Below are 25,957 nucleotides of genomic sequence, written 5' to 3' on the forward strand. Positions count from 1 at the left end.
CCCGCGCCCAGCACCACCGCCGCCCTGACCCCGCTGGAACAAGCCCGCAAGGACAACCCCGCCTTCACAGGCAAAACCGTCCTCATGGTCGACGTGGCCGCCGACGGCAAACTCGCCACCTACCTAGGCGGCACCCTCCCCACGAAATTCTTCGAAGACCTCGGCTTCGTCTACAACTTCAACTACACGAAAACCGGCGAAGAACCCTCCCCCCGCCCCGTCACCAGCACCACCGCCCGCTTCGACACCCCCGACGACAGCTACATCCTCGCGGTCCGCAGCGACGAAAAAGCAGGCGGCGGCGGCCTCCTCGGCCTCCCCTACCAACTCACCGGCTCCCGAGCCACCGTCATCCCCATCGACGACCCCCTCACCGTCACCGCCATCCGCACCTGGACCACCACCTCCGACCAAACCCTCCTCTCCCGCCTCGTCCCGATCTTGAAAAACCGGGTGAAGTAGCCGTCGGCCGCAGACGCGGTAGCCTGTCGATCGGTTGTACGCCGCGATACGCGGTGATCGGTTGGAGGGGGAACATGCGGCTCGGGCGATTCGCTGCGTTGACGGCGGTCCTGGTGCTCGGATCCGGTTGCGCGGCAACAGTAGCCGGCCAAGCCACGCCGAGGACGACACCGGTCGACCTCGCGGCCCTGCAAACGGGCGCGATGGTCACCGAACCGACCGACTTCGAACTGAACTTCAGCTCGCACGCCGCACAGCGGGTCAGGCTGATCGAAGGGCGGCGGCTCCTCAACGTCCTGGTCCACCCGACCGACTTCGTGCCGACCCTGACCGAGTTGAGCTACACCAAGATCTTCGCCGACGCCGAAGAGATGACCAAGACCGGTGGACTTCCAGAGAAGTTCAAAGATGCTGTCACCACCAATGATCTGGTCACCGGCGTCTGCACAACACGAACGAACGGCAGCAGCCGTGACTTCGAATCCCTGTTCGTCGGGATCCTGGAATTCGGCACAGAGCAGAACGCCGTCGCGGCCGCCGCCGCGATGTACGCCGTTGGACTCACGCAGGAGGACTCCCGGCAGCCGGTGGCGATTCCGAGCTACCCGGGCGCGCACGGCTCCACTTCGGACAGCAGCGTCAACGCTTTCCAGCCGCACGGCCGATTCGTGATCGTCACCGCGATACAGCCGGTAGCAGACCGCAACTCATCGGCCGACATGATCAAGAACGTGCTCGACAAGCAGATCGAGGCGCTGGACAAGTTCCAGGCCGTCGCTGCGGACGACCTGCTCGATCTGCCACTCGACCAGGATGGCATGGTTCGGCGCACGATGAGCAAGTCCCCGGTGGGAGACCCTTTTCAGATGGGCTTCCACAACGAGGATTTCGGCATATTCCTCCCGTCCGGGATCCTGCATTACGAGCGCAACCCCCACGAAACCCGCAAAGCGCTGGAAGACGCGGGGGTCGATCTCATCGGACGCCGCTACAGCACGGTCTACCGAACCAGGGATGTCGAATCCGCCTTCTTGCTGCAAACCGCGCTCGCTCGGCGCGGCAAGCACGACACCGTTCTCGAGCCGCCGCCTGGCATCGCCGATGCTCAATGCGTGCGATTGGCCGAACCCGACAAGAATCGCAACTACAACGGTTTCTGCGTCCTGGTGTACGAACGGTATGTCGCCGTGGTGATGTCTCAGGCATCCCAGTTGAACAGCACGCAGCCGTCAGATCCGACATTGCAGGAACGCACAGCCGCGCAGTACGCGATTCTGGCGAAGAGCGAGTGATGAATATGCGAAAGCTCCGCGCGTACAGCGCCTTTTCAGCCCTGATTATCCTCTCGAGCGCCTGTGGAGGCTCATCGGAGCCCCCTGCTCCGACCGCACCCGAAGTGGATATCAGCAAGCTGAACTCCGGGAACTATCCGACGACGCCGGTCGATGTCGAGGCGACGAGACAGCCACTTTCAGGGGCCGTTCGAGAATCCATCATGATCGGTGCCGCGTCGCCGATGCCATACGACTACGACCACCGATTCGTCTACAACCGGCTGCGGGTGAGCCGCGAAATCACCACAGGCAAACCACCGTGGTACCCGGGGACCGACTTCAAGGGCGCCGAGGAAACACTCGACGCCATCCCCGGTGTGGTAGCGGGCTGGCAGACCGCCGCCTCCCGCCGTGCCCACATCTATACCGGCCGTGAAATCGACACGATGGTGGTCCGGTACACCGACGACGACCACGCGCGGTTCGCCTACGAGGAGTTGGCCAAGCGCACAAACGGTGTCCCAGGAGAAGTGCCCGGCTACCCGGATGCGCAGGTACGGGTCGCGATCACGAAGGACTCGTTCAGTACTCAATACATGCGCGCGTGGCTGGTTCGCGGCGATCTGCTCATCCACGCCGCGCTGAGCGACCCGGTCAGTGTGCCCTTCGACGCGGCAGCCAACGCCGACATCGTCAAACGCTTCTTCGACAAGCAATTGGCCATCCTCGAGTCCTACTCCCCCACCCCCGTGGCCGAGATCGACAAGGCCCCCTTGGACGTGGACGGTTTACTCACCCGTACCCTGCCCGCCGAGAATGGACTCGCAGTCGGCCGCGTATATCCCAGGCAGGCCCTGCTGCACCTGGCAAATCGACCCGACAGAATGATGCCTGCCTTCGATGACGCCGGCGTCGACTACGCCGCTGCCGCAGGCGGCACGGTGTATCGCACACGTGACGCGGCCGCAGCGGTCCGGTACCTGGCGGCAGAGGCCGCCGACATCGACGCCAGGTACGAACCGATGGACGCACCTGCCGAAATGCCCGGCGCGCGGTGTTACAAAGCCAAACCTGGTAAAGCGATGGCCATTGCTCTGCCGCCGACTTGTCTGACCACAGTGGGCCGATACGTTATCGGGTCGGTCGGAGCGAATCCACAGGACGCTCATCAGCGCCTCGCCGCTCAGTACAAGCTTCTTGCCGGATACCAGTGAGCCCAGCGTCTGACAAGGAAGTCATAACCGTCGGTGCGCTACTATGCCCGCGAACCAGATCACCGGGGACGAGGTGGGCCGACGAGCTCACGATCGGATCGAAGAGTTAGTTGGAGGGGGAGGCGTGAGGTTCTGCCGTGGCGCATCGATAACCCGTTTCGCAGTTCAGGCGGCAGTCGCCGGCGTCATCACTGCCACCGTCGCCGGGTGCGGCGGGCAGGTGTCCGGCTCAGCGACACGCGAGGCGCCTGACACCTCGGGTCTCGACTTCGGCAACTACCAGACCGAACCTCGGGTGGTCGGCAACGCCAAGAGTCTGACCCAGGCACGCGCGTGGGAGGCTCAGCGTCTAGCGGACTACGTGGCAGTCCCGTTCGAGGTCGATCCCGCCTACGTCCGTGACGCGCGATTCGATTCGTTCGTTCCCAGCACTCAAATCGTGCTGAACCGCAAGGGTCTCGGCGGGCTCATCGTCAACGACACCTTCGACGAGGTCGCCGAAGACCTCGTCGCCGGCTGGCTGAACTCGTGGGCCACCGCACTCGACGCCGAGAACAAGTCGCGCAAGCTGCATCTCTCGGTGCTGATGTTCCCCGACGCGAAAACCGCGGAGTCCGTGGGACCGACGCTCGAGCACGACGACTTCACCTTCAACGCCGAGAACGTGAAGGTGCCGATCACCAAGTACCCCAAGACTTTCGCGCATTGGCGCCCGTCGGTGTCCTCGATCGGTTCGTGGACCGTGCACGACCGCTACGTCATCTTCATGAAGATCGACGACGAGACGCGGGCACCGGACCTGCCGTGGCTCACGAGCCAGGTGGAGAAGACACTCGAGGTGCAGATCCCCCTGCTCGACAAGTTCGTGCCGACGCCCTCGGACAAACTAGAGCACGTCCCGCTCGACCCCACCGGACTGCTCGGCCGCACCCTGCCCTCGGATCCCGGCGCACCCGTACGCGCGCAGCCCGACGGGTATTCCACCGGCCGCGGCGCATTGAGCTTGTTCGCCGAACCGTCACCGGATGTGCTGGCCGATTTTGCCGAGCATCAGATCGACCTCATCACCTTCGGCGAGGCCGTCATCTTCCGTTCGACCACAGCGGCAGGCGCGAATGGCATGTACCAGGAGGCGATTGCCCCGGCGGACGACAAGCAAGAGGTCGAAACGCCCGAAAAGCTCCCCGTGCCCGTCAAGTGTTTCGCCAATACCTACAAAGACTCCGAGGGCCAGGTGAAACCCGTCGACCACATCTGCTACCTGCAGGTGGACCGCTACGCCGTGCAGGTTCGCAACAAGAACCTGCAGGACCTGCACCAGCAGACGACCGCGCAGTACATTCTGCTGGCCGCTCGATAAGGAATCCGCGATGAAGAATTCTCTGCGGCTTATCGGGCTGCTCACCGTACTGACTCTTGGATCAGGTTGTGCTTCAACGATTTCCGGTCAGGCCAAGCCAGGCGTCACCCCCGTCGACATAGCCGCGTTGAAGACCGGCGCCCAGGTCGTCGAGCCCACTCCCTTCGAACTCAATTTCAGCTCGCATACGGCACAACGCATCAGGTTGATCGAGGGTCGGCAGCTGCTGAATCTTCTCGTCCACCCGATCGATTTCATGCCGAGCCTCACCGAACTGGACCACACCCGGATCTTCGCCGATTCGTCCGAGATGTCGAAGACCGGCGGACTGCCGAGCACTTTCAACGCGATCGTCGACCAGAACGACCTGGTGTCCGGGGTGTCGACAGTTCGGACCAACGGCAGTGCTCGCGCCACCGAGTCGATGTATGTGGGCGTGCTGCATTTCGGTACAGCCGAGAATGCCAAGAACGTCTCCACCGGGATGTTCGAAGTGAGTACGCGAGGGGAGCCACCCCGCCAGCCGATCGAAATTCCGGGCTACCCCCAGGCCAACGGCACCATCGGGACGGCAAGCGTCAATGCGTTCCAGGCGCACGGACCGTTCGTGGTTGTCACCTCGATCCAGCAGCCCCAACCGGACCGCACCGCCTTGCCGCAGAAGATCCAGAAGGTGCTGGACGCCCAGATCAAAGCGCTGGACTCCTACAAGCCGGTTCCTGCCGACGACCTGCTCGACCTACCGTTGGATCAAGACGGCATCATGCGCCGGACCATGGGCAAATCGCCGGCCGGTGACCCGTTCGGCATGAGTTTCCATCAGGAAGATTTCGGCACCTTCCAGCCCTCGGGCATCTTGCACTACGAACGCCATACTCTCGAGACCCGCAAGGCATTCGAAGCGGCGGGTGTCGATTTGGTCGGCCGCCGCTACAGCACCGTTTACCGCACGCGCGACGTCGAGTCCGCGTTCCTGCTACAGACCGCGCTGGCCCGACGTGGCAAAGAGGACGCCGTGCTGGATCCGCCGCCCGGCATTGCCGACGCCCAGTGCGTGCGGCTCTCGGATACCGACCCCAACCGTGGCTACAACGGCTTCTGTGTGCTGGTACACGGCCGTTACGTCGCGGTGGTGATGGCGATGGCGACTGCGTCTCGCACCGCACTGCAGGCCGATCCGGTGTTGCAGGAGCGGACCGCCGCGCAGTATCTGATCTTCGAGAAGAGCGAGTAGACGACTATGCGAAAGATCCGCGCCTACAGTACTTTTGTCGCCCTCGCTCTCGTCCTCAGCGGCTGTGGTGACGATCCGGAACCGACCGCACCGGCCGCACCCCAGGTGGATGTGGCGAAGCTGGATTCCGGCAATTACCCGACCGCACCCCTGGATGTCGAGACCACCCGCACCGCACAGTCCGGCGCACTGCGTGAATCCATCCGGATCGCCGCCGCCTCGCCGACGCCCTACGACTACGATCAGCGATTCGTCTATGCCGCGCGCCCCGGCCACGCCATTACGGTCGAAGCTCCGCCTTGGTATCCCGGTACCGATTTCGAGAACGGCAAAGACACTTTGGCCGCCATTCCCGGTGTGGTCGCGGGATGGGAGACCGCCGGGCAACGACGCGAAGAGTTCAGCGCCGGTCGCGAGATCGACACCATGGTCGTGCGTTATGAAACCACCGATCAGGCCCGCTTCGCCGCCGATGAAATCGCCAAGCGAACCAAGGGCGCGCCGGGACCCGTGATTCCCGATCATCCGGAAGTCCAGACCCGTGTCGATATCAACAAGGGTGCGTACACGACCCAGTACCTGCGCGCTTGGCTACTCCGGGGTGACCTGCTCATCCACGCGAGTCTGTCCGACCCCATCAGCGTTCCGTTCGACGCGGCGGCCGATGCCGACATCGTGAAACGCTTCTTCGACAAGCAACTCGAACTGCTCGAGTCGTACACACCCACGCCGGTAGCCGATTTCGGGAAACTACCGCTCGATGTCGACGGCCTCCTCGCCCACACTCTTCCGGCGAAAACGAAAGAAAGCGAGGGCGCGGCATTCCCGGTACAGGCAGTCCTGCATCTGGCTGGCTCGCGCCGCGACAAGCTGATAGCCGCCATCACCGATGCGGGTATCGATTACGCCGGCTTCGCCGGCGGATCGGTGTTCCGTGCGCGTGACGCCGATGCCGCCATCAGGTACATGGTCGCCGAAGCAACCGATTCGACGACCGAGGACCACATGAAGGTGGACGGGCCGGCCGATATGCCAGGCGCGGAGTGCTACAACGCCAAACCCGAGGTGAAATACGCCTCCGACGCACCGCCGATGTGCATCACGACCATCGGTCGGTATGTCATCAAATCCGAGAGCATGAATCTGCAGGATGCCCAGCAACAGCTGGCCGCCCAGTACAAGCTCCTGCACGGTTTCAGCTGATGAATGCGTGGACGGTGCGGTAACGCGACACCTGTTAGATTGCCCTGGTTGGCACGTGCACTGCGGGGCGCGCGAAGGATGAGGAGATGCGAATGGCCTTGCGGCCCGGCGCAATTGTAGGTGGCTACCGAGTGATCAAGGTGCTCGGTGCCGGTGGCATGGGCACCGTCTACCTCGCCCAGAACCCCAGCCTGCCACGCCGCGACGCCCTCAAGGTGCTCAGCGGCGACTTGTCTACCGACTCCGAGTTCCGCGCCCGGTTCGAACGTGAGGCGAACCTGGCAGCCGGCCTGGACCATCCCAATATCGTCGCGGTGTACAACCGCGGTGACGAGGACGGTCAGCTCTGGATCGCCATGCAGTACATCGACGGAACCGACGCCTCGGCCGAGGTCGCGAAGGGCCCGGCGCGGATGCCCGCGCATCGCGCGCTGCGCATCATCGGCGAAGTCGGCAAAGGCTTGGACTACGCCCACCGCCGCGGTCTGCTGCACCGCGACATCAAACCGGCCAACTTCCTCATCGCCGCCGCCGAGGACGGTGACGAGGAGCGCGTGCTGCTCACCGATTTCGGCGTCGCGAAGTCGTCGGACGACGGCCAGGAACTCACGTCCACCGGCAACATCATGGCCACCATCGCCTACGCTCCCCCCGAGCAGCTGATGGGTTCCAAACTCGACCACCGCGCCGACATCTACAGCCTCGGCTGCTCCCTCTACAAACTCCTCACCGGCCAAAACCCTTACCCGGCAACGGTGTCGGCCATGGTCATGATGGGCCATCTGCACGAACCACCGCCCCGTCCGACCGCCGTCCGCCCCGACCTCCCGCCCGCGATCGACCACGTCATCGCCAAGGTGATGGCCAAGGACCCCGCCCAGCGCTACAACACTTGCCGCGAATTCGTCCAGGACGCCCACACCGCCCTCTTCGGCGCCCCTATGCAGGCCCCTGCCTCGCAAGGCTTCCTCACGACGCCGAGCATGCCTACTGCTCACACCACCGGGCCCAGGACCATCGCCACCGAACCGGTCGGCCAGCAACGGTGGGCCACCGATCCCAGCCGCCCTATCGCTACGAACACCGGCTACCACGGCAGTGTCCCGGAAAGCGACATCGTCACCGCACGCAACCCTCAGCCGTTGCGCTCGCCGAAACGAGCGCGAAAGTTCTTGCTACCCGGGTTGATTGCGCTCCTCGTCGCAGCACTGGTCGGCACAGGTGTGTTTGTTCTGACGAGACCAGATGGTGCAGCATCTGCTGGTGACCCGATGAGCGAAGCCAGAGCCCAGAACCCCCAGTTCAGCGGCAAAACCATCACGGCATACAACTTCGGCAACTCCAGCCTGTCCGTAGTCTTGAACCCCAGCGACCAGTGGAAGTTCCTGCGAGATTTGGATTTCGACTACAATCCGGAATTCAAGGCGGTCGGCGACGAAAAGTCACCGCGAGCGCTCTCTGTTGGCGACTACAACGTCAAGAACACGACCGATGTAGTCCTCATTCTCCGTACGGACAGCCAAGCCGGCAACGGCGGATTCCGCGGTCTACCGTACTCACTCACCAGCGGTAGCGGTAAGACAGTCATCATCGACGACCCAGCCACTGTACAGGCCTTCCAGGTGTGGAGTTCTCAGTCGGAACAGATTCTCATCGAGAAGATGGTGCCCATTATCGCCAAGGCTGTGCAGTAGAAAGTAGTTGTTACTAGATGCATGCCGCGAACCAGAAAACTGCGCGCATTCTTCGGATCGCCTTGATCACCGCCGTCATCACATTGTGCGGCGGATGTGGAATAGCCGTTGAAGGTAATCCGAAGCCAGGTTCAACTCCAGTTGACCTCGATCAGATTCGAACCGGGCCATATCTAACTGAACCGACAGAATACAAAGCCGGGGATAACAGCACAACACCGGGCCATGAATGGCTCAGACTCATGGAGGGGCGCAGGCTCTTAAACTATGCCATTCACCCCATGGATATTGACCATGAGCTTGTCGTAACAGGAAAGACCAGCATCTTCATCGATGTGTTGGACATTCCGATTACCCTCGGGTTAGGCGAGAACCACAAGAGGATACTCAAGGACAGCAAACACTTCATCACGGGATTGACAGCCAGGAAATCGAACAAGAGCCTGCGGACCCCGAAAGAATTTGAGGTCGGAATATTCCGGTTTGATTCGGATACAGAAGCGGCCCGTTCGGCACATGAACTACACAGGGCGACACTGGAATCGGGCCCACGAATCGAGCACGCGCTGGACAGCGGCGCTGCAACACATGCATCGGTGCTTGATGACAAGGCCATCGACGTTTGGCAGGCACACGGAACGTATGTAGTGATGATTTCTGCCCGCATTTCGTTCGCAGATAGTCCCCAGCTGGAATCGGTAGCGAAACAGGCTCTGCAGATTCAGGCTGCATCGCTCGATAGCCAGCAACCGATCCCAATGGACGACGTACTCGATCACCCCCTCGACCCTGGCAATCTGATGCGGCGTGCAATGCCCCGTGAAATCGGAAGCTGGCTCGAGTACGAGAAGTACTTCGGCCTACTCCAACCCTCTGGCATGCTCCATTACGAACGCGATCCCGAGGGTGCCCGAAAGAAGTACGCCGATACCGGAGTAGATATGATTGCCCGCCGGGCGACCACCGTCTACCGGACGCGCGATCTAGCTGCCGCATTCGAGCTGCAGACATTCCTCGCCCAGCCGACGAAGGATGATGTCGCCCTCGATCCGCCACCAGGAATCGCCGACGCACAGTGCATACGATTGGATGTAAAGGATCCCAGCCGAGGCTACGACGCAATTTGCGCGGTGGTATACGACCGTTACGTCGCAGTGGTGGCGGAGAAGATGGGGAATACGTCAGCGCGCGCCGACTATTCCCTACAAGAGCGCACCGCCGCCCAATACGCAATACTCAAGAAATGCGGGTGAATATGCGGAACACAATTGCGCTCACCGTAGCCGCCATCACGATCTCTGCGGCGGCAGCTTGTAGCAATCCAAATACAAACACCTCCGACATCGAGCTGGATAAACTCGATGTGGGAAACTATCAAACAATGCCAGCTGCTGCGGAGGCCTTCCAAAATTCCGAATCCGGCTCCCTTCGAGAAGCGATCAACATAGGTTCCCACACCCCGCTGCCGTTCGAATACGATCATCGCTTCGAGTTCGGAAACTATTTTGGCTATAGGCAGCACGTCACAAGGAGCGAACCACCAGACGGATTCGATAACACAGGCGTCGATGCCGAAAACTTCAATGCCGAAATCCCTGGCTTGGTAGCCGGGTGGCAAACGTTCGGACAACGCAGGTTCGAACCGGACTTCGGGCGTCAAATAAAAACTTATACACTTAGGTTTGAGACGGCATCAGCTGCCGCCAATGCCGTTCATCGAATTTCAGAACGAGCCGCAGGCGAGAACTATCCGATAGCAGACCAGCCGAACACGATTACCAAAGTTACTCCCGGAGTCTTCTACGGCGGCACGATGGAGTCTTGGACAAGCCACCATGAAATGCTGCTGTACATCAAGGTCGGCGACCCGGTCAGCAGACCCTACGAAGCAGCCGAGTCTGCGTCTATTGCTAAGAAGTTTTTCGATAAACAACTGGCGATGCTGAAAGATTACGAGCCGACGCCGCTCGCTGAAATACCAAAGCTACAGTTGGATATCGACAACCTTTTGGCCCACACACTACCGTCTGAAGATGGGCGTATCAAAAGTGCGGTATATCCGGCTCGCGTCGCTCTATCATTGTCAAAATATACGAAGCTGATGTCCAACGCATTCACCGACGCCGGCGTGGACTACTACACGTCGGGTGGCCTGTCACGAGTGTGGCGCGCACGCGATGCGGCGGCTGCAGAGCGCCTCTCAACAGCACTTAGGAACGGAAGCCTTGACCTCATCGGCTTGAGGCCCTCAGGCACCCACCCTCCAGGCCTCCCATCGGCAAAATGCTACGAAGTAGACCCTGCAGATCCGTCGTACGCCAATATCCCTCCACAGTGCTTCATTACCGTGGGCAGATTTGCTGCCCGAATAGGCGGGGCCAACATGCAGGACACCCATCAACGGACAGCCGCACAATACAAGCTGTTAACGCTTCTCAAATAGAAGGGACGCGGATGCAGGAATCCCGCACCCGCGCCCCAGGCAGTTTTGGATCAGCCCAAAAGCATGTTCGCCAGCGCCTGGTCAGTCGCCTTCATGCTGTCGGCACCCGACAGTGTCGTCGCACCGATCTTCTGCAGGCTCGTGTTCAGGTTGATCGAGTCCTGCGACCACTTGGTCTGCATGATGGTGAAGGCGGCCGAGCCTTCACCCTCGGACCAGTTCTCCTCGATGAAGCGCTGAAACTCGTTCTCGTAATCCTGCAGCGCGCTGGTGATTGCCTGAGCCTGAGACTGCAGACCCGTGCCAGCGTCGTTGATTGCCGCGAAGTCATACCGGATCGAACCGATGTCAGCCATTGTTTTCCCCTTCTAAAATAAGTATGGATCGAGCTGGATTACGGAGCAGTGTTCATGTTCAACTGCTGGGCCTGAATGATCTGCTGAGCGTTGTCGACCTCGGTGTCGTCGATCTTCCCAGCGATGGTCGAGACCTTGTCGGACGCGTCATACAGAGCGTCGTTCAGCTTCTTGGCGTTCGTCAGGTACTCCTGCATCGAAGACTGGAAAGCCTTGCCCGCTGCACCTTGGAATGCCGGGCTGTTCACGTCGCTCGCGTGGCCTTCAGCGCGGGTGATCATCCCCTGGATCGCGTCGTGCTTATCCTTCATCCGTCCGGAGAACGCCCGGATCTCGTCAGGAGTTGCGTTGAAACCCATCTTCTGGCTCCTTCGTGGTCAGCGGTGGACCAGACCCCCCTGGTGGCGATCTGAGCCCTTCATATTGGTTGGACGCACCGACGGTGTGTTCGGTTCCGTCATTTCGGAGAAAATTTCCTGGATCTACGGCGTGATTGCGACAGATCTCATCACGTCCTCGCACGCTGATCCGACAGTCCCCCATCCTTCTGTTCCATGTTGGCAACCAACGTTGGTTTGGACACCATGGTCGAGCAGGACATACCACCTGACGACGGACCCGTCACCAGGAAGCTCTTGGTAGCCGATCCCCCGGCGCCCAGCGAACACCACGTCACGTTCCGGTGTGGTGAACCGGCCGGGCTGGGCCCGCTCGATTCGTGACGTAATGTCCCTTAGCACTTCATCATATCCGGCGAGATCTGCAACAGTGTTGTATATCACAGTGATTCGGGCCGCCGCCGCGGACTTCGGTGTCAGCACTGCTCGTTCCGGGGTCGAAGCCGCCGTGAGCTGCCAGTTCGCGGGGATATCGAAGGAGACACGACCCATCACGTGGTTGGGCGAAGGTGCTGCCGGTCGGCTGGACGGCGGCAGAGACTGTGTGGTCGGCGGTCGCAGGGCTTGGGTGGAAGTGGTTGTCGACAGCGAGCCTTGGGCCGCTGAAGCCTCTCCCTCCCCGCCCTTGGCCGCCATGATCCCAGCCACGCCCAACGAGACCAGAACGAGAACAACTGCAGCAGCAGCAATGGCTTTCGCCATTCCAGCGCGTGGGCTGGGCGCTGACGCTGCCGCGCGCTCACGCAAGGTTCCGACCCAATCCTGGCGATTCGGTTGGCCTGATGAGCCGGGTGCGCCGCCGCGGCGGGCTTGCGGACGAAGCAAGGCAGTGAACGTCGATGATTGCACCAACGGTGGCTGAGAGGTCCAGGACGCGGAGACGAAGTCGCGTAGCTGTTGGTCGAGCGAACCGTCGTGTTGACCGACCACGATGACGGTCGACGGGCGGTGCCCCTCCACGACATGACGGATCATCGCGGCCAGGCGTTCGAAGGTCGCCTCGCTCAATTCTTCTGCGCCAAGGGTCGGATCGTGCTCACACGCAGTGAGTTGCACCTGATCGTGGGCCCGCGCGACGGCACTCACCGTGAGGTGGAGCGGCTCCACCTCCACCACGACGATCAATTCGGATGAGGACAGGGCCTGCCGCAACGAAGCGATGCGCGTCGCGAGTGTCTCGAGGACTACCGCGCTCGAATACCTGGCGAGCGAGTTCTCGAAGACTGCACATTGCGCTGTGGACCATGAACCGGGGTGTGCCACATCGATTGCCGAACCTGGGGCTATCGGCATCAACTCGGAGAACAGCTCATCGACGACCGCATTCACAGCGTCGGCCATCGATAAAGGTGTCGGGCCGAATCCGATCCATGCCGCGTCGGCCAAGGTCAACAGGGCTGCCGACGGTTGCTCGGCCCCAATGGGAGCTCCGACCGCGATCCCTCCCTGCACGGGCATCACCGAGGGGAGTACGTCTGCGTGGTGGTCGGCGGTGCGCGCCCAGATGCGCGCGCCGCTGACGACCACATCGACGATGCTCACAGGGCCGGCGACCATGCCACCTGCACCAGGTCGATCGCGTTCCTGGTAACCAATGTTCCTCGGCCGGGGGGCATCGCGCTCGGGCGGATGTTGCCGAACAGCTGACCTTCGTCACGGCTACCGCTCATCACCATGCCGATGCAGCCGACATCGCGCATACGGGAGATGACCGGTTCGTAGAGGGCGCGCGACGCGCCACCCGAGCGACGGGCGATGATCAGGTGGAAGCCGATGTCCTTCGCGTGCGGGATGTACTCCACCAGGGGTGTCAGCGGATTACCCGACGACGTGACCACCAGATCGTAGTCGTCGATGATCAGGTACAGCTCCGGACCCGACCACCACGAACGTGCGCGTAGCTCCTGCTGGGTGATGCTCGGACCAGGCATCCGTGACTTCAGGATGCCGACGACCTGCTGAATGAACGGAGCAAGTACTTCCGACGACGGCGCGTAGCCGGCGAGGTGATTTCCCTCGACCGTTCCGAGCAGGGTGCGTCGGTAGTCGCCGAGGATGATCTTCGCCTGACCGGGCGTATTCGATTCCACGATGCCCTGGCAGATGTCACGCAGCAACGCGGTCTTACCGCACTCACTGTCACCGAACACCAAGAAGTGCGGCGTCTCTGCGAGATTCAGCATCACCGGGGCGAGTTCGGATTCGTTGACACCGATCGGAACCTGCAGGTTCGGGCGCGACGGGTCGAGGCCGGCGGGCCAATCGTTCATCGCGCGCAGCAGCGATGCACGATCGAGCTCGTCGGGCAGGGTGCGGGTGCCAGGGGCCGGGCGGCCCGGAGTGCGCTGGGCGATCAAATCGACTGCGTGCGCGACACCGGTGCTCAGATCCGTCGGCTCCGAACTGCCGTCGACACGCGGCAACGCCATCAGCATGTGCAGGGCGTCAGGCGTGATACCGCGGCCTGGCCTGCCCTGCGGAACGAGCGACGCGAACTTACGGCCGATCTCGGAGTCCATCGGGTCACCGAGGCGAAGTTCGATGCGGGTGCCGATCTGGTCTTTGAGAGCGGGGCGGGCTTCCATCCACCGCGAAAGCGAGATCACCACGTGTACGCCGTACGAAAGGCCTTGCAGCGCAAGATTGGTGATCTGCTGCTCGAGGGCTTCGTAGTCCTGGCGGATCGTGCCGAAGCCGTCGATCACCAGGAAGGCGTCACCGTAGGGGTCGGCGTGGGCACCGGCGGCTGCGGGGCTGCTGTTGGGGTCGGACGCGCGCAGGCGCCGGTACTCGGCCATGGACTCGATGCCGAGCTGGTGAAAGCGCTTCTCTCGCTGCCGGACCAGCGTCGACATCTCTGCCACTGTGCGGCGGACCTTGTCGGGATCGAGACGGCTCGCCACCGAACCCACGTGCGGCAGGCCTTCGAGGCTGCCCAGGGTGCCACCACCGAAATCCAGACAGTAGAACTGCACCTGTTCGGCCGTGTGCGCCAACGACATGGCCATCACGAGCGAACGCAACGCGGTCGACTTACCCGATTGCGGGCCACCGACGATCGCCACGTGGCCGCGTGCACCGGACAGGTCGAGCATCAGCGGGTCACGGCGCTGATCGTAAGGCTTGTCGACGATGCCGATCGGCGCGCGCAATGTGGCCGCGGCGGAGTACTCCCCCGTGAGAATCGACCGCGGAATCAACTGATCCAACGTCGGCGCCTCGTCCAACGGCGGCAACCAGATCTCGTGGGCGGGCCGCCCATGACCCTGGATGCGGGAGACGAGCATGTTCAGGTTCGATACCTGGTCGTTCTCGTCGCCCGTCGGCTCCGGCTCGTAATCGGCCTCGACCGGCAGCGGGATGCGGTCGGAGGTGCGGAAGTCGACGTGGGTGGCGCTGAAGGGGCGGGCGTTGACGTCGATCTCGCCGCCGACGATGCCCGCGCTGGTGACCTCGCGCTGGGAGCCGCCGCCGACGTAGGGGCCGGAGACGTAGGAGGCCTGGAAGCGCTGGATCTCGCCGGAGTCGGCTTTGAGGTAGCCGCCACCGGGTGAGTTGGGCAGGTTGTAGGCGTCGGGGACGCCGAGGACCTGGCGGGACTCGTTGGCGGAGAAGGTTTTCAGGCCGATGCGGTAGGACAGGTGGGACTCGAGGCCCTTGAGCTTGCCCTCTTCCAGACGCTGGGAGGCGAGCAGCAGGTGCACGTGCAGCGAGCGGCCGAGGCGGCCGATCATCACGAACAGTTCGGCGAAATCGGGGTGCTGGGTGAGGAGTTCGGAGAACTCGTCGAGCACGACGAACAGGGCTGGCAGTGGGTCGAGGTCGGCGCCCGCGGCGCGGGCCTTCTCGTATTCGGAGACGTTGGCGAAGTTGCCCGCCTGACGCAGGACTTCCTGGCGGCGGTTCATCTCACCGGCCAGGGCGTCCTTCATACGGTCGACGAGGTCGGCCTCGTCTTCGAGGTTGGTGATGACCGCGGCGACGTGCGGGACACCGTCGAGGCCGAGGAAGGTGGCGCCACCCTTGAAGTCGACCAGGACGAGGTTGAGCTGGTCGGGTGAGTGGGTGGCGAGCAGGCTGAGCACGAGGGTGCGCAGGAACTCGGACTTACCGGAACCGGTGGCGCCGATGCAGAGGCCGTGCGGGCCCATGCCGTTCTCGGCGGCTTCCTTGATGTCGAGTTCCACGGGGGCACCGTCGGCGCCGAGACCGAAGGGCACGCGCAGGCGTTCGCGGCCGTAGCGGGGACGCCACGCACTGGCGGGGTTGAAGTTGCCGATGTCGCCGAGGTTCATCAGCTGCGCCCAGCTGGTGATGGCCTCGGACTCGTCGGTCTCCACATCGCTGCTGCGCTGGGTGGCGGCGCGGTAGGGGGCGAGGCGGCGGGCGGCCTGCTGGGCCTGCTCGGCGCTGACGCGGTCGATGGTGGCGAAGCGTTCCTGGTTGCCGGTGGCACCGCGGCCGAGGCATTCGCCGTTCTCGACGACCATCTTGATGCCGCGCGAAACGGCAAGGCGCGGTGCGTAATTGCACAGGTCGATGATGGTGACGCCCTCGAAACCGGACTCGCGCAGCTGGTCGTCCTCGGCTTCGAGCAGACCGCCGTCGACCACGATCACCACGTGCACCATGTTCGGGTTGTTCGGCTGGTTACGCGAGTAACGCACCCGGTTGCCGAGCAGCGGGTGCAGGCCCGACATCGCTTCGCGGATGGAGCCGTAGAACATGCGCTGGGTGCCGACACCGTCGGTCACCTCGGGATGCTGGGTGTGCGGCAGCCACTTGGTCCATTCCCATTCACGGGCGGTGTCGGGGCCACACACCACCGCGACCAGCACCTGGTCGGGAGCCTGGAACATGCACAGCTGCAACAACATCGCGCGCGTCATGTCACGGGCCTGGGCGCGGTCGCCGTCGAGGGCGATGGTGCCGAAGCCCTTCACCGCGATGGCCGTCGGCAGGTCGGGGACGGTTGAATGGGCGCGGACGAAACGGCGGAGGGAGACCGCCGCGATCGGCTCGAGCTCTTCGACGGGACCGGTCTCGGGGGCGACGAGGCGGGTCGCGAGGCGCTGACCACCCAGGCCGATGCGGGCGTGGCAGAAGTCCTTGTCGCCGGAGCGTCGCTCCCACATGCGGCTGGTGCCGGCGAGCATCCAGATCAGGCCGGGCTCGGGGTGACTCCACTCGACGGCGGCGCGCTGCTGCTTGGCGGTCTCGTCGACGTCCTTGCGGACCTGATCGAGATAGCGCAAGTAGTCTTTACGATCCTCGTTGGCCTCGGCGGCCTTGGCGCCCTTGCCGTTTCCCTGGCCGAACATGGTGACCATCGACATGATCATCATCAGCGGGAACATCATCGACATCGGGTTGGACAGCATGCCGCTGCCCTGGGTGAACATCAGCGCCATCATGCCGACCATGCCGACCACCATGACCACGGGCATCAGCTTCATCAGCAGATTTCCGGGGGTGATGCGTGGGATCTCGGGCGGCGGCTGGAGGGTGACTTCGCCACCGGGCGTGCGCGGCATCTCGCGCCGGGCACGGCGCTGGAACCGGACTGTGCTCATGGTCGAAGACTCCCCCTGCTTGACTACTCGCTGTCTGTCCTCGCGACGGGCTCAGTGTAGAGGTCGCGGCCGACATGTCGTATGGTTCGTCAGGCATTCTGCTGTCCGAACGGTGGGTTCCGCAAACTGTCGGCCGCTGACCGGTCGAGCGGAAACGCGAGGTAGAGACGGAGTTGGGGGAGTTTTGACGCACGCGCGACTCGATCATGTGGAAGAGGATTCCGCGCGCGGAATCGTTCGCGCACCCGACCTTGCCCGGGTGACGATTCTGGCCAAGCACACACAGGTCGACATGGCGATTCCGGTGGACGTTCCGGTCGCGCTCGTCATCCCGAGTGTGGTCGACATGGTCGCCGCGCACAGCCGCTCCAACGACTTCGACAACGACGGCGAACGCTACGAACCCGCCGAATGGGTCCTGGCCCGCATCGGCCATCCGCCCTTCTCGAACTCGCTGAGCCTCGGCGAACACGGTGTGCGCGACGGTGAACTGCTGATGCTCGAGAGCGCCTCGCACACCGCGCCGACGCCGCTGTTCGACGACATCATGTACAACGTCGCGATCGCCGACGCCGAGCACTACCGCAGCTGGACCCCCAAGACCGCGCGCATCACCGGTTCGGTGCTCGCCGCGCTCACCATGCTGGTCGGCTGCTTCGGCCTGCTCGCCGCCCCCGACGGTGTGCCGTTCTGGGTGAGCGGGTCGCTGGCCCTGTTCGTCGCGGTGCTGTGCGTGATCGCCGGGACCGTGCTCAGCCGCATGTACGGCGACACCTCCGCCGCGCTGGTCCTCGGCGGATGTGCGCTGCCGACCGCGTTCACCGGCGGCATGATGCTGGTGCCCGACCACTACGGCTGGGCGAATCTGTTGCTCGGCGCCGCACTGTTCGGTGCGACGGCGGTGCTCGCGTGGCGGGTCACCGGGGTGGGGCTCGCGCTGTTCATCGGTGCCGCCGCGATTTCGGTGTTCGTCGTTCCCGCCGCGCTGGTCGGTCTGCTCACCGATCAGCCGGTGAAGGCCATCGGCGCCGTCGTCGCGGCGCTGGCGCTCGCGGGTCTTTCACTCTCGCCGCGTGTTTCGATGCTGCTGGCCAAGCTGCCGCTGCCGCCGGTCCCCTCCCCCGGCACCCCGATCGACCCCACCGAGGACGACCCGGACGACCACCGCGCGCTGCCCACCCTCGACAACCTGCGCGCCCGTTCGGAGCGCGCCCGCAACTACCTCGCCGGCCTCGTCAGCGCGACCACGCTGGTCACCGTCGTCGGCGCGCTGCTGGCGACCAATCCCTCCGCCGACGACCCCTACTGGCCCGGCATCGCGCTGGCGCTGGTGTGCGCGGTGGTGCTGATGTTCCGCAGCCGCACGTACGCGGGCGCCGAGCAGGCCGTCGTGCTGATCGCGGGTGGTGCGGCGATCGTGCTGCTGATGCTGATCGGTGTCGCGGTCGGGATGGAACAGCCGCTCGTGGTGTTCGGGGCCGCGCTGGTGATCCTGGTCGCCGCGCTGGTCATCGGCCTGATCGTGCCCAACCAGTCCGCCACCCCGCCGATGCGCCGGGCCGCCGAGCTCATCGAGTACGGCTTCGTCGCCGCGGTGCTTCCGCTGGTGTTCTGGGTCGCCGATCTCTACTCGCTGGTGCGCGGTCTGTAGCTTTCGCACGGACGGGGCTGCCTCCCAACGGGATTCGACCGGTGGGCAGGCAGCCCCTTTTTCGTGGGTCCGGCACTGTCCTCGCCGGTGCGCCGGGCGCGCTACTGTCCTGCTCAGACGTGTAGTCCAGCGAAGCAGGTAGCGATGACAACAACGACCGAGCGCCCGCTCACCCGGCGGCAACGCTGGGAGCAGCGCACCAACCTGCCGTTGATGATGCTCGCGATCGCGTTCCTGCTCATCTACGCCTGGCGGGTGCTCGACACCCAGGCCTCCCCCACCCTCGATATCACGCTCATCTGGGCCGATATCGCGATATGGGCGGCATTCGCGATCGACTTCGCGGTTCGGCTGTACCTGTCGACCGACCGTGGCCGGTTCGTCCGCAAACACCCGCTCGACCTGCTCGTAGTCCTGGTCCCACCGTTCCGGCCGCTGCGACTGCTGCGCGTGGCACTACTGCTGCTCGACAGCCTCAATCGCGCGACCAAACCGCGCACCCGGCTGATGACCTTCGTCGCGACGAGCTCGCTGCTCATCCTGCTGCTGTGCAGCCTGGCGTTCTTCGACGCCGAGTACGGCGCACCGGACAGCAAGATCAAGTCCTTCGCCGACGCGCTGTGGTGGTCGGCGGTCTCGGTGACCACCGTCGGCTACGGCGACGTCTACCCGGTGACGCCCGAGGGCCGCCTGGTGTCGCTGGTCCTGATGACGCTCGGCATCGGCCTGATCTCCTTCGCCATCGGCACCATGACCAGCTGGGTGGTCGAACAGCTCAAAACCGTCGACGAGGCCGCCGACCGCACCGAACGCACCCTCGCCGAACTAGTAGAGGAGGTGCGTTCGCTGCGCGCCGAGGTGGCCGAGCTGACCACCGACCGACAAACCCCTGGCGGCTAATTCACCGACGCGACAGGCTGTTTCGCGGGTGAGGGATCGGGCGACACACCGTCGTGCGCGACCATCGCGTCCTCGCGGCCGAGGCTCGGGCCGCCGGCGAGCAGCCCGATGATCGCCCAGGGCGCCGGTTCGGCGGTGACGTTCTCGAGGCCGAGCGCCTTCACCGCTTCGGCGTTCTTGATGCCGAAGCGCACGCCGGTGTCGGCGATGTAGAACAGGCTGTCCTTGCGGCGGCTGTCGGGCTCGATGCCGGTGGACTGCACGTAGGCACCGACGCCCGGCGGGATGTAGACGGAGTCGGCGTTCGGGCCGACACCGTCGGCCTGAGCCAGGTCGACGAGCTTGGCCTTGTTCGGGATCGGCATGTCGATTCCCGTGATCAGGGAAAGTTCGGCGCGAGCGGTGCTGTCGTCGTTGTCGGTGGCACCGGCGATCGGCTTCCAGGAGATGCAGCTGACCGGCTGGTCCTTGGCGGTGATCAGGGTCGGCCGCTCGGCGGGGTAGTCCTGCACCCGCAGGGTCTGCACGTGCGGGGCGAAGGTCTTGTCCGTCGCCTGAATCGTGGTGCCCGGCATGTCCGTCGGGTAGAAGTTGCGGATAATCTGGGCGGTCAACGCCGAGACCGCCTGCAGTCCCTCGTGCAGCACGACATAGTTCTGGTTGGGCTCGTTGAAGACCTGGACGACGTCACCGATGCGGTGGCCGCCGACTTTGTAAGGCGGGGTGCCGCCCGGGTTGTCGATGACCGGGGTGATGATCGGCAGCATCTCGGGAATCGCGTTGAGCAGTCCCTCGCTGATCGGGCGCGGCGTTTCGCCGCTGATGCCGAGCGCCTGGGTGACCGGCGGATCGTCCATCTTCACGCGGGCCCGCTTGCCGTCATAGATCAGGTAGGTGGCGTCCTTGCCCTTGACGAGCATCGCCTTACCGGTGTCGACCTTGGACGCCTTGTCGCCGAGTTCGGGTGTGCCGGCGAGGACAGAGGTGGTGAGGTCGGTGCTGCCGTCGGCCTTGAGCCGGTCGCACACCGACCAGGGCCTGCCCTTGCCGTCCTTGTCGTACTGGATCGACGAGGGGGCACCGGGGATACCGACGAGCTGACCACGCGGCTTCTTGCCGAGTTCGGACTCCTTGACGATCACCGCTTTGGCCGCCTCACCCGCGGCCAGGCGGGCGGAGGCCAGGTTGAGCGCGGGGTGGACGACATTGTCGATCACCACGTAGACGCCGCCGGACTCCTTACCGATCAGGATCTTGTTGTCGCCGATCTTGTCCTGCGGTTTGAGCAGGGCGAGCACGCCGCAACCGGCAAGGACGACGATGCCGAGAACCAATCCGACCACGTAGGCACGGGTTTGGGCGCGCATCGGATCGTGCAGCATGCGCACGTCGCGCCGTACAAGGGCGTGCTCCATCCGCCGCACCAGGAAGCGGTAACCGCTGACCTGCCAGCGCGTAGTGGGTTTTGAAGGCATGGTTCCTCCCCCGAACAGTGCTCTTGTCCGGGCAACACAGTACAGTTCCCGGCAGCACTTGTTCGCATTCGGCCATCGGTCGATCGGTAATCGGGTACTTGGGGGAGGAACGAATGGCCGACTTCACCGGTGCGGGTCCGCGTCCGCTGTTCGGTCGGATTTCGCTGCCGCATCTGCTCATCGCGCAGGTCCTCGGCCTGATCGCGGGGCTTGTCGCGCTGGTGGTCGGCCTCGGCGCGTTGCCGTCGCTCGGGGTGGCGGTTGCGGTGATGCTCGTTCCGCTGATCCCGATCGGCAAGCGCACGATCCTCGACTGGCTCTCCACCATCCGCGGTTATGCGAGCAAGCGGGATTACACCCTCGGCGACACCGTGGATTTCCGTGGCGCCGACGGCCGTTCGCTCGGACTGTACTGGGACGGCAGCCGGGTGGTCACCGTGGTCGAGGTCCTGCCGCCCAAGGGCGGACTCACCCGGATCGCGCGCACCGCTGTGCACGCCTCCCACCTGCTGCCGCTGCCCGAACTCGCCGCCTGCCTCACCCAGCACGACATCCTGCTCAGCGGCATCGACATCATCAGCCACGGCCACCGCAGCCGCTCCGGCACACCCGCGGGCGCCATCTACGAGTCGCTGCTCGGCCCGCTGCCCGCCACTGCGCATCGCACGGTGTGGCTGGCGATCAGCTTCGACGCGGTGCAGTGTCCCGAGGCCGCGGCACGACGTGGCGGCGGCACCGAAGGCGCCTCCCGCGCGGTCACCATCGCCACCCAGCGCATCATGCGCACGCTGGAAGACGCCGACTGCAACGCCCGCATCCTCACCGCTCCCGAAATCCGGAAAGCCGTGCAGCAGATCACCGTCGGGCTCGATCCACGCACCCTCACCCAGCGCTGGAAGTACGCCGAGATCGGCAACGCGGTCAATATCGGCAGCGCCGTCGACCCCGCGCAGCTCGGTTCGGACCTGCTCGCCCAGCTGTGGGTGGCCCCGTCGCGCGGCACGACCGTCGCCGTGCGGCTGCGCCCGGGTAGCGATGCCGAATCGGTGAGCGTGGGCGCGGCCTGGCGCCTGACCGCGCGTGAGCTGCCCGAGAAGGCCAAGACCAAGGGCATGATCTCGATGAACGGGCGCCACCGCGACGCGCTGCTCGCGCACCTGCCGATCGCGGTGCCCGGCGTCGACGACACGGTGCCGACCACCGAGTACCCGATCGATGTGATCGGCGCGCTGCACCTGCCCTCGGCCGGGTGCGGGCAGCTCCTCGGTTCCGACGAGGAGGGCAACGGTGTGGCGACGCGCATCATCGGCGCCGGTATCTCCACCGTCTACGTCGCCGGTGAGCTGTACCTGGCCCAACAGCTGGTATTCCGTGCGCTCGCCGTGGGTGAGCGGGTGCTGATCCGCACCGATCGGGCCCAGGCGTGGGAGCAGTTGGTGACCACCGTCGGCAACCCCGAGCGGTTGACGATCGCGGTCGAAACACACCAGTCCGACGCAGGATTCACCGCGACCATCGTCGACGGTGTGCTCGCGCCCGCCCCGCACGCCGGTGTCACTACGATCTACCTCACCGCCGACCCCAACGGCTGGCCCGCTTCCCGCCCCGACCTCGAGATCTACCAGCCGGGTGCGGTCGGTAACCGGGTGGTGCTGCGTACGGGCACGACGAGGGTGAACCTCACGCTGGTCTCCATTCCGCGCGAGTCGACCTACATCGGTCAGCCGCGCGGTCAGCGGGCGATGGCGTCTCAGCCGGGATAGGTCGGCCGCGCTTCCCGCAGAACCGTTCCCCACCAGGCCAATTGGCGAAGCATGCGCTCGCGGGCATCGACCGCCGCGCCGTCGGTCGGGTCGAAGTGACGTTTGGCCTGGGCGAAGCTCACCGATTCGCGCACCGAGACCATGTGCAGTTCGGCGACGACCTGCCGCAACTGCTCGACCGCGCGCAATCCGCCCGACAGCCCGCCGTAGGACACGAAACCGATCGGCTTGGCCCGCCATTCGTGTTTGGCGCTGTCGAGCGCGGCCTTGAGCGAGGCCGGATAGCCGTGGTTGTACTCGGAGGTGACGACCACGAAGGCATCGGCGGCGCCGAGCCGTTCCCGGAATGCCGCGACCTGCGGGGTTTCGGTGAGCTCGGTCGGCATCGGGTGATCGATCAGATCCAGCACCCCCAGCTCGAATTCCGGCCGGTCGGCCAGCGCCCCGAGGAACCAGTCGGCCACCACGGGCGCGAACCGGCCCGGCCGCGTGCTGGCGACGATGACCTCCAACCGCAGTGGTTCATCCATACCCTGAGCCTATCGATGCTGCCCCGGCGCCGATGCGGGCGGGCGGATCAGGCACGATGGTCACCGTTCGTTCATGTTCCGGCGACGTGTGACGAAGGGGGACGCTCATGATTCTCGACCGCTGGCAGTTGGTGGAAACCCTGGGGGAAGCGCATACCTGGTCGATGCTCACTTCGGGCACGACGCCGCGCGAGTGGACGTCCTACGAGCGGGCGATCTCGGCGCAGTTGCGGCCCTTGGTTGTGGCCGCCTACGACACGGGCGAACCGGTCGACAAGGTGCTGCCGAAATCGCGGAAACCGTGGTCGGAGCACCGGTTTCGCGCGGTCCCCGTGGTGTGGCCGGGCTCGGCGCCGCATGCGGTGAAAGTGTGGGTGGGCAGACAGGCGCCCACCGAGGAACTGGGTGTCTCGCCGTTCCGGATCGATGCGCGCACCCGGCGGGTGAGCAGCAGGCCCGGCGGCCTCGGCGCGCATTTCGGTGCCGAACCCAGGGAATACCGTGGCGCCGAGCCGTACCAGCTGGTGGAGCGCTTCGACGCCGCGCTCGATCTCGTTGCCGCGCTGAATCGTTCGGAGCCGGGCAGTCGCTGGTCGGGAATCGCCACGATACGTTCCGGGGTCGGGCCTCGGTCGATGCTGATCGCCACCCGCAACGAGACCGAAGACCGGTTCCAGTGGCGTGGCGTATCGATCGATGTCACCGACAGCATTGCGCCACAACCGAAGTCACTCGAGGCGACCACCCTCGAATTGCTGCGCGACACCCAGCCCGGGCTGTATCTGGCCGTCATCGACACCGTGCAGGCGCGTCCGGTGCGGTGGGTGACCGAGCCGCTGCCCGGTGTGCGCTGGCATCTGGTCGACGACCGCGACATCCCCCACCCCGAGGACCGGGTCAGGATCCTCGAGGTGCGCGAGCAGATCCTGGCGGGGGCGAGGAACGCGACACTGCCGGGCTTGCGGCTGGCCACCGAGTCGGGTGAGTGGCTGGTGGCCGACGTCGAGGTGTCACCCCTGCCCGGCGCGCCGGGTGACGGCACGCCGTTGTTCGTCCTGGCTCAGGTGCGGCTCGCCCCCGGGCAGTTCGAAGGCTGAGCCGGTTCTTCTCAGGGCAGTTCGAAGGGCAGTGACACCCCGGCGTGCACCTGGCAGCGCTCGCAGGTGTCGGTGCCGTCGACGGCCGCCACCGCGCTGCGCATGAGCTCCTTGAACGGGCCGAGGTTCTTCTTGAACTCCGCGAACACGTCGACCGCGTGCACGCCCTGCCCCTCCTCCAGGCCCGCGTCCAGATCGGTGACCAGAGCGACTGCGGCGTAGCACATTTCGAGTTCCCGAGCCAGGACGGCCTCGGGGTGGCCGGTCATATTGACCAGGTCCCAGCCCTGCCCGGCGAACCAGCGGCTCTCGGCCCTTGTCGAGAAGCGCGGGCCCTGCACCACGACCATCGTGCCCGAGGGTTCGACGCGCAACTGGCCTGCACCGGCCGCCTTCACCGCCGCGCCGCGCAGGTCGTCGCAGTAGGGGTCGGCGAAGGAGACGTGGATACCGCCGCCGTCGAAGTAGGTCTGCGGACGGCCCGAGGTCCGGTCGACGAGCTGATCCGGTACCGCGACGGTCCCCGGCCCCCAGTCGGCGCGCAGGCTGCCGACCGCGCACGGCGCGAACACCCGGCGCACGCCGAGCGAGCGCAGCGCCCACATGTTGGCCTGGTAGGGCAGGGTGTGCGGGGCGTATTCGTGCTGCTTGCCGTGGCGCGGGAGGAAGGCGACGTGGCGGCCTTCCACCTCGCCGATCGCGACCGGGGCGCTAGGCGTGCCGTACGGTGTGTCGACGTCGACGTGCACCGCGTCGTTGTCGAAGAAGTCATAGAAACCGCTGCCGCCGATGACGGCGAGGGCGGGCCGGGGATGCGAACTCATACCGCTGATTCTCCCGTCCGGCCTGGTAGCGAGGAGCACCGGGACCATATCTGACAAGTCCGGCGCAAAACTGTACCCTAGGGGGGTATCAGCTCGCACCCCGGCGGGCACGACGCAAGAGGAGACCACGGTGACCACACCCACCCCCGACACCGCGCCCGCCGACGAGCACGCCGGCCACCACGGCCACGGCTACATCACCGCCAAGGACGACTACCTCAAGCGCCTGCGCCGCATCGAGGGCCAGGCCCGCGGCCTGCAGCGCATGGTCGAGGAGGAGAAGTACTGCATCGACATCCTCACCCAGGTCTCGGCCATGACCAAGGCCCTGCAGGCCGTCGCGATGGGGCTGCTCGAAGACCACATCAGCCACTGCGTCGTCGACGCCGCCGTCGCGGGCGGACCCGAAGCCGAGGCGAAGATCAAGGAAGCCACCGACGCCATCGCGCGACTCGTCCGATCCTGAAAGACCGCGTCTGCCTGCACCGACCGTTGTGAAGTGACGA

The 25,957-nt window shown here is 64.7% G+C and carries 20 protein-coding genes and 1 pseudogene; 14 read left to right on the forward strand and 7 right to left on the reverse strand.

Features of this window, described 5'->3' with window-relative positions; all coding sequences use genetic code 11:
- From HYG95_RS22090 to HYG95_RS22130, 9 genes and pseudogenes are all read left to right on the forward strand, one after another.
- A pseudogene (locus HYG95_RS22090) lies at positions 1 to 462 on the forward strand (serine/threonine protein kinase); the annotation flags it as partial.
- 74 nt (positions 463 to 536) lie between these two features.
- Positions 537 to 1,754 (forward strand): hypothetical protein, encoded by a 1,218-nt coding sequence (locus tag HYG95_RS22095; protein ID WP_220139711.1) that lies wholly within the window; start codon positions 537 to 539, stop codon positions 1,752 to 1,754.
- Positions 1,754 to 2,950 (forward strand): hypothetical protein, encoded by a 1,197-nt coding sequence (locus tag HYG95_RS22100; protein WP_181700666.1) that lies wholly within the window; start codon positions 1,754 to 1,756, stop codon positions 2,948 to 2,950. The genes HYG95_RS22095 and HYG95_RS22100 overlap by 1 nt, the downstream gene beginning before the upstream one ends.
- 220 nt (positions 2,951 to 3,170) lie before the next feature.
- Positions 3,171 to 4,310 carry a hypothetical protein gene (locus HYG95_RS22105; protein ID WP_220139712.1) on the forward strand — a complete coding sequence of 380 codons (1,140 nt, stop codon included), beginning with the start codon at positions 3,171 to 3,173 and terminating at the stop codon, positions 4,308 to 4,310.
- Positions 4,311 to 4,320: 10 nt separating this feature from the next.
- Positions 4,321 to 5,544, forward strand: a complete 1,224-nt coding sequence (locus HYG95_RS22110) for a hypothetical protein (protein WP_181700667.1) — start codon at positions 4,321 to 4,323, stop codon at positions 5,542 to 5,544.
- Positions 5,545 to 5,550: 6 nt separating this feature from the next.
- A complete protein-coding gene (locus tag HYG95_RS22115) occupies positions 5,551 to 6,747 on the forward strand; it encodes a hypothetical protein (protein ID WP_181700669.1) in 1,197 nt (398 codons plus the stop codon).
- Between the two features lie 131 nt (positions 6,748 to 6,878).
- Positions 6,879 to 8,441 carry a serine/threonine-protein kinase gene (locus tag HYG95_RS22120; protein WP_370465884.1) on the forward strand — a complete coding sequence of 521 codons (1,563 nt, stop codon included), beginning with the start codon at positions 6,879 to 6,881 and terminating at the stop codon, positions 8,439 to 8,441.
- A 17-nt stretch (positions 8,442 to 8,458) separates the two neighbouring features.
- Positions 8,459 to 9,694 carry a hypothetical protein gene (locus HYG95_RS22125; protein WP_181700671.1) on the forward strand — a complete coding sequence of 412 codons (1,236 nt, stop codon included), beginning with the start codon at positions 8,459 to 8,461 and terminating at the stop codon, positions 9,692 to 9,694.
- Entirely contained in the window at positions 9,685 to 10,884 is a 1,200-nt protein-coding gene (locus tag HYG95_RS22130) for a hypothetical protein (protein ID WP_181700673.1), read from the forward strand. The genes HYG95_RS22125 and HYG95_RS22130 overlap by 10 nt, the downstream gene beginning before the upstream one ends.
- Before the next feature lie 50 nt (positions 10,885 to 10,934).
- Here HYG95_RS22130 and HYG95_RS22135 read toward each other — a convergent pair whose 3' ends face one another.
- From HYG95_RS22135 to eccCa, 4 genes are all read right to left on the reverse strand, one after another.
- On the reverse strand, positions 10,935 to 11,240 hold the full coding sequence (locus tag HYG95_RS22135) for a WXG100 family type VII secretion target (RefSeq protein WP_181700674.1): 306 nt from the start codon (positions 11,238 to 11,240) through the stop codon (positions 10,935 to 10,937).
- Between the two features lie 38 nt (positions 11,241 to 11,278).
- The gene (locus HYG95_RS22140) at positions 11,279 to 11,599 is read right to left on the reverse strand and encodes a WXG100 family type VII secretion target (protein ID WP_181700676.1); all 321 of its coding nucleotides are present in this window, start codon (positions 11,597 to 11,599) and stop codon (positions 11,279 to 11,281) included.
- A 123-nt stretch (positions 11,600 to 11,722) separates the two neighbouring features.
- Positions 11,723 to 13,180, reverse strand: a complete 1,458-nt coding sequence (locus tag HYG95_RS25225) for a type VII secretion-associated protein (RefSeq protein ID WP_181700678.1) — start codon at positions 13,178 to 13,180, stop codon at positions 11,723 to 11,725.
- Positions 13,177 to 17,211, reverse strand: a complete 4,035-nt coding sequence (gene eccCa / locus HYG95_RS22150) for a type VII secretion protein EccCa (protein WP_181700680.1) — start codon at positions 17,209 to 17,211, stop codon at positions 13,177 to 13,179. Before eccCa ends, HYG95_RS25225 begins: the two co-directional genes overlap by 4 nt.
- A gap of 184 nt (positions 17,212 to 17,395) precedes the next feature.
- Here eccCa and eccD point away from each other — a divergent pair, with 184 nt between their 5' ends.
- Entirely contained in the window at positions 17,396 to 18,862 is a 1,467-nt protein-coding gene (gene eccD / locus HYG95_RS22155; RefSeq protein ID WP_181700682.1) for a type VII secretion integral membrane protein EccD, read from the forward strand.
- A 144-nt stretch (positions 18,863 to 19,006) separates the two neighbouring features.
- Positions 19,007 to 19,762: a potassium channel family protein gene (locus HYG95_RS22160; protein ID WP_181700685.1), complete on the forward strand. Its 756-nt coding sequence runs from the start codon at positions 19,007 to 19,009 to the stop codon at positions 19,760 to 19,762.
- Here the strand turns inward: HYG95_RS22160 and eccB are convergent.
- Complete coding sequence (gene eccB / locus HYG95_RS22165) at positions 19,759 to 21,237, reverse strand: type VII secretion protein EccB (protein ID WP_181700688.1); 1,479 nt, start codon at positions 21,235 to 21,237, stop codon at positions 19,759 to 19,761. The genes HYG95_RS22160 and eccB overlap by 4 nt on opposite strands.
- Before the next feature lie 113 nt (positions 21,238 to 21,350).
- Here eccB and eccE point away from each other — a divergent pair, with 113 nt between their 5' ends.
- Positions 21,351 to 23,000, forward strand: coding sequence for a type VII secretion protein EccE (eccE, locus tag HYG95_RS22170; protein WP_181700690.1), 1,650 nt, complete (start codon positions 21,351 to 21,353; stop codon positions 22,998 to 23,000).
- On the opposite strand, the gene HYG95_RS22175 is transcribed toward eccE, so the two are convergent.
- Positions 22,988 to 23,530, reverse strand: a complete 543-nt coding sequence (locus HYG95_RS22175; protein ID WP_181700692.1) for an NADPH-dependent FMN reductase — start codon at positions 23,528 to 23,530, stop codon at positions 22,988 to 22,990. The genes eccE and HYG95_RS22175 overlap by 13 nt on opposite strands.
- 107 nt (positions 23,531 to 23,637) lie before the next feature.
- On the opposite strand from HYG95_RS22175, the gene HYG95_RS22180 reads away from it, so the two are divergent.
- Positions 23,638 to 24,627 carry a GAF domain-containing protein gene (locus HYG95_RS22180; RefSeq protein ID WP_181700694.1) on the forward strand — a complete coding sequence of 330 codons (990 nt, stop codon included), beginning with the start codon at positions 23,638 to 23,640 and terminating at the stop codon, positions 24,625 to 24,627.
- A gap of 11 nt (positions 24,628 to 24,638) precedes the next feature.
- Here HYG95_RS22180 and HYG95_RS22185 read toward each other — a convergent pair whose 3' ends face one another.
- Positions 24,639 to 25,451, reverse strand: coding sequence for an S-methyl-5'-thioadenosine phosphorylase (locus HYG95_RS22185; protein ID WP_181700696.1), 813 nt, complete (start codon positions 25,449 to 25,451; stop codon positions 24,639 to 24,641).
- Between the two features lie 130 nt (positions 25,452 to 25,581).
- Here HYG95_RS22185 and HYG95_RS22190 point away from each other — a divergent pair, with 130 nt between their 5' ends.
- Positions 25,582 to 25,917, forward strand: a complete 336-nt coding sequence (locus tag HYG95_RS22190; protein ID WP_067641208.1) for a metal-sensitive transcriptional regulator — start codon at positions 25,582 to 25,584, stop codon at positions 25,915 to 25,917.
- Positions 25,918 to 25,957: the final 40 nt, after the last annotated feature.

Origin of the sequence: Nocardia sp. GTS18, from assembly GCF_013839555.1 — a bacterium.
In the GTDB taxonomy this organism is placed as follows: domain Bacteria; phylum Actinomycetota; class Actinomycetes; order Mycobacteriales; family Mycobacteriaceae; genus Nocardia; species Nocardia rosealba.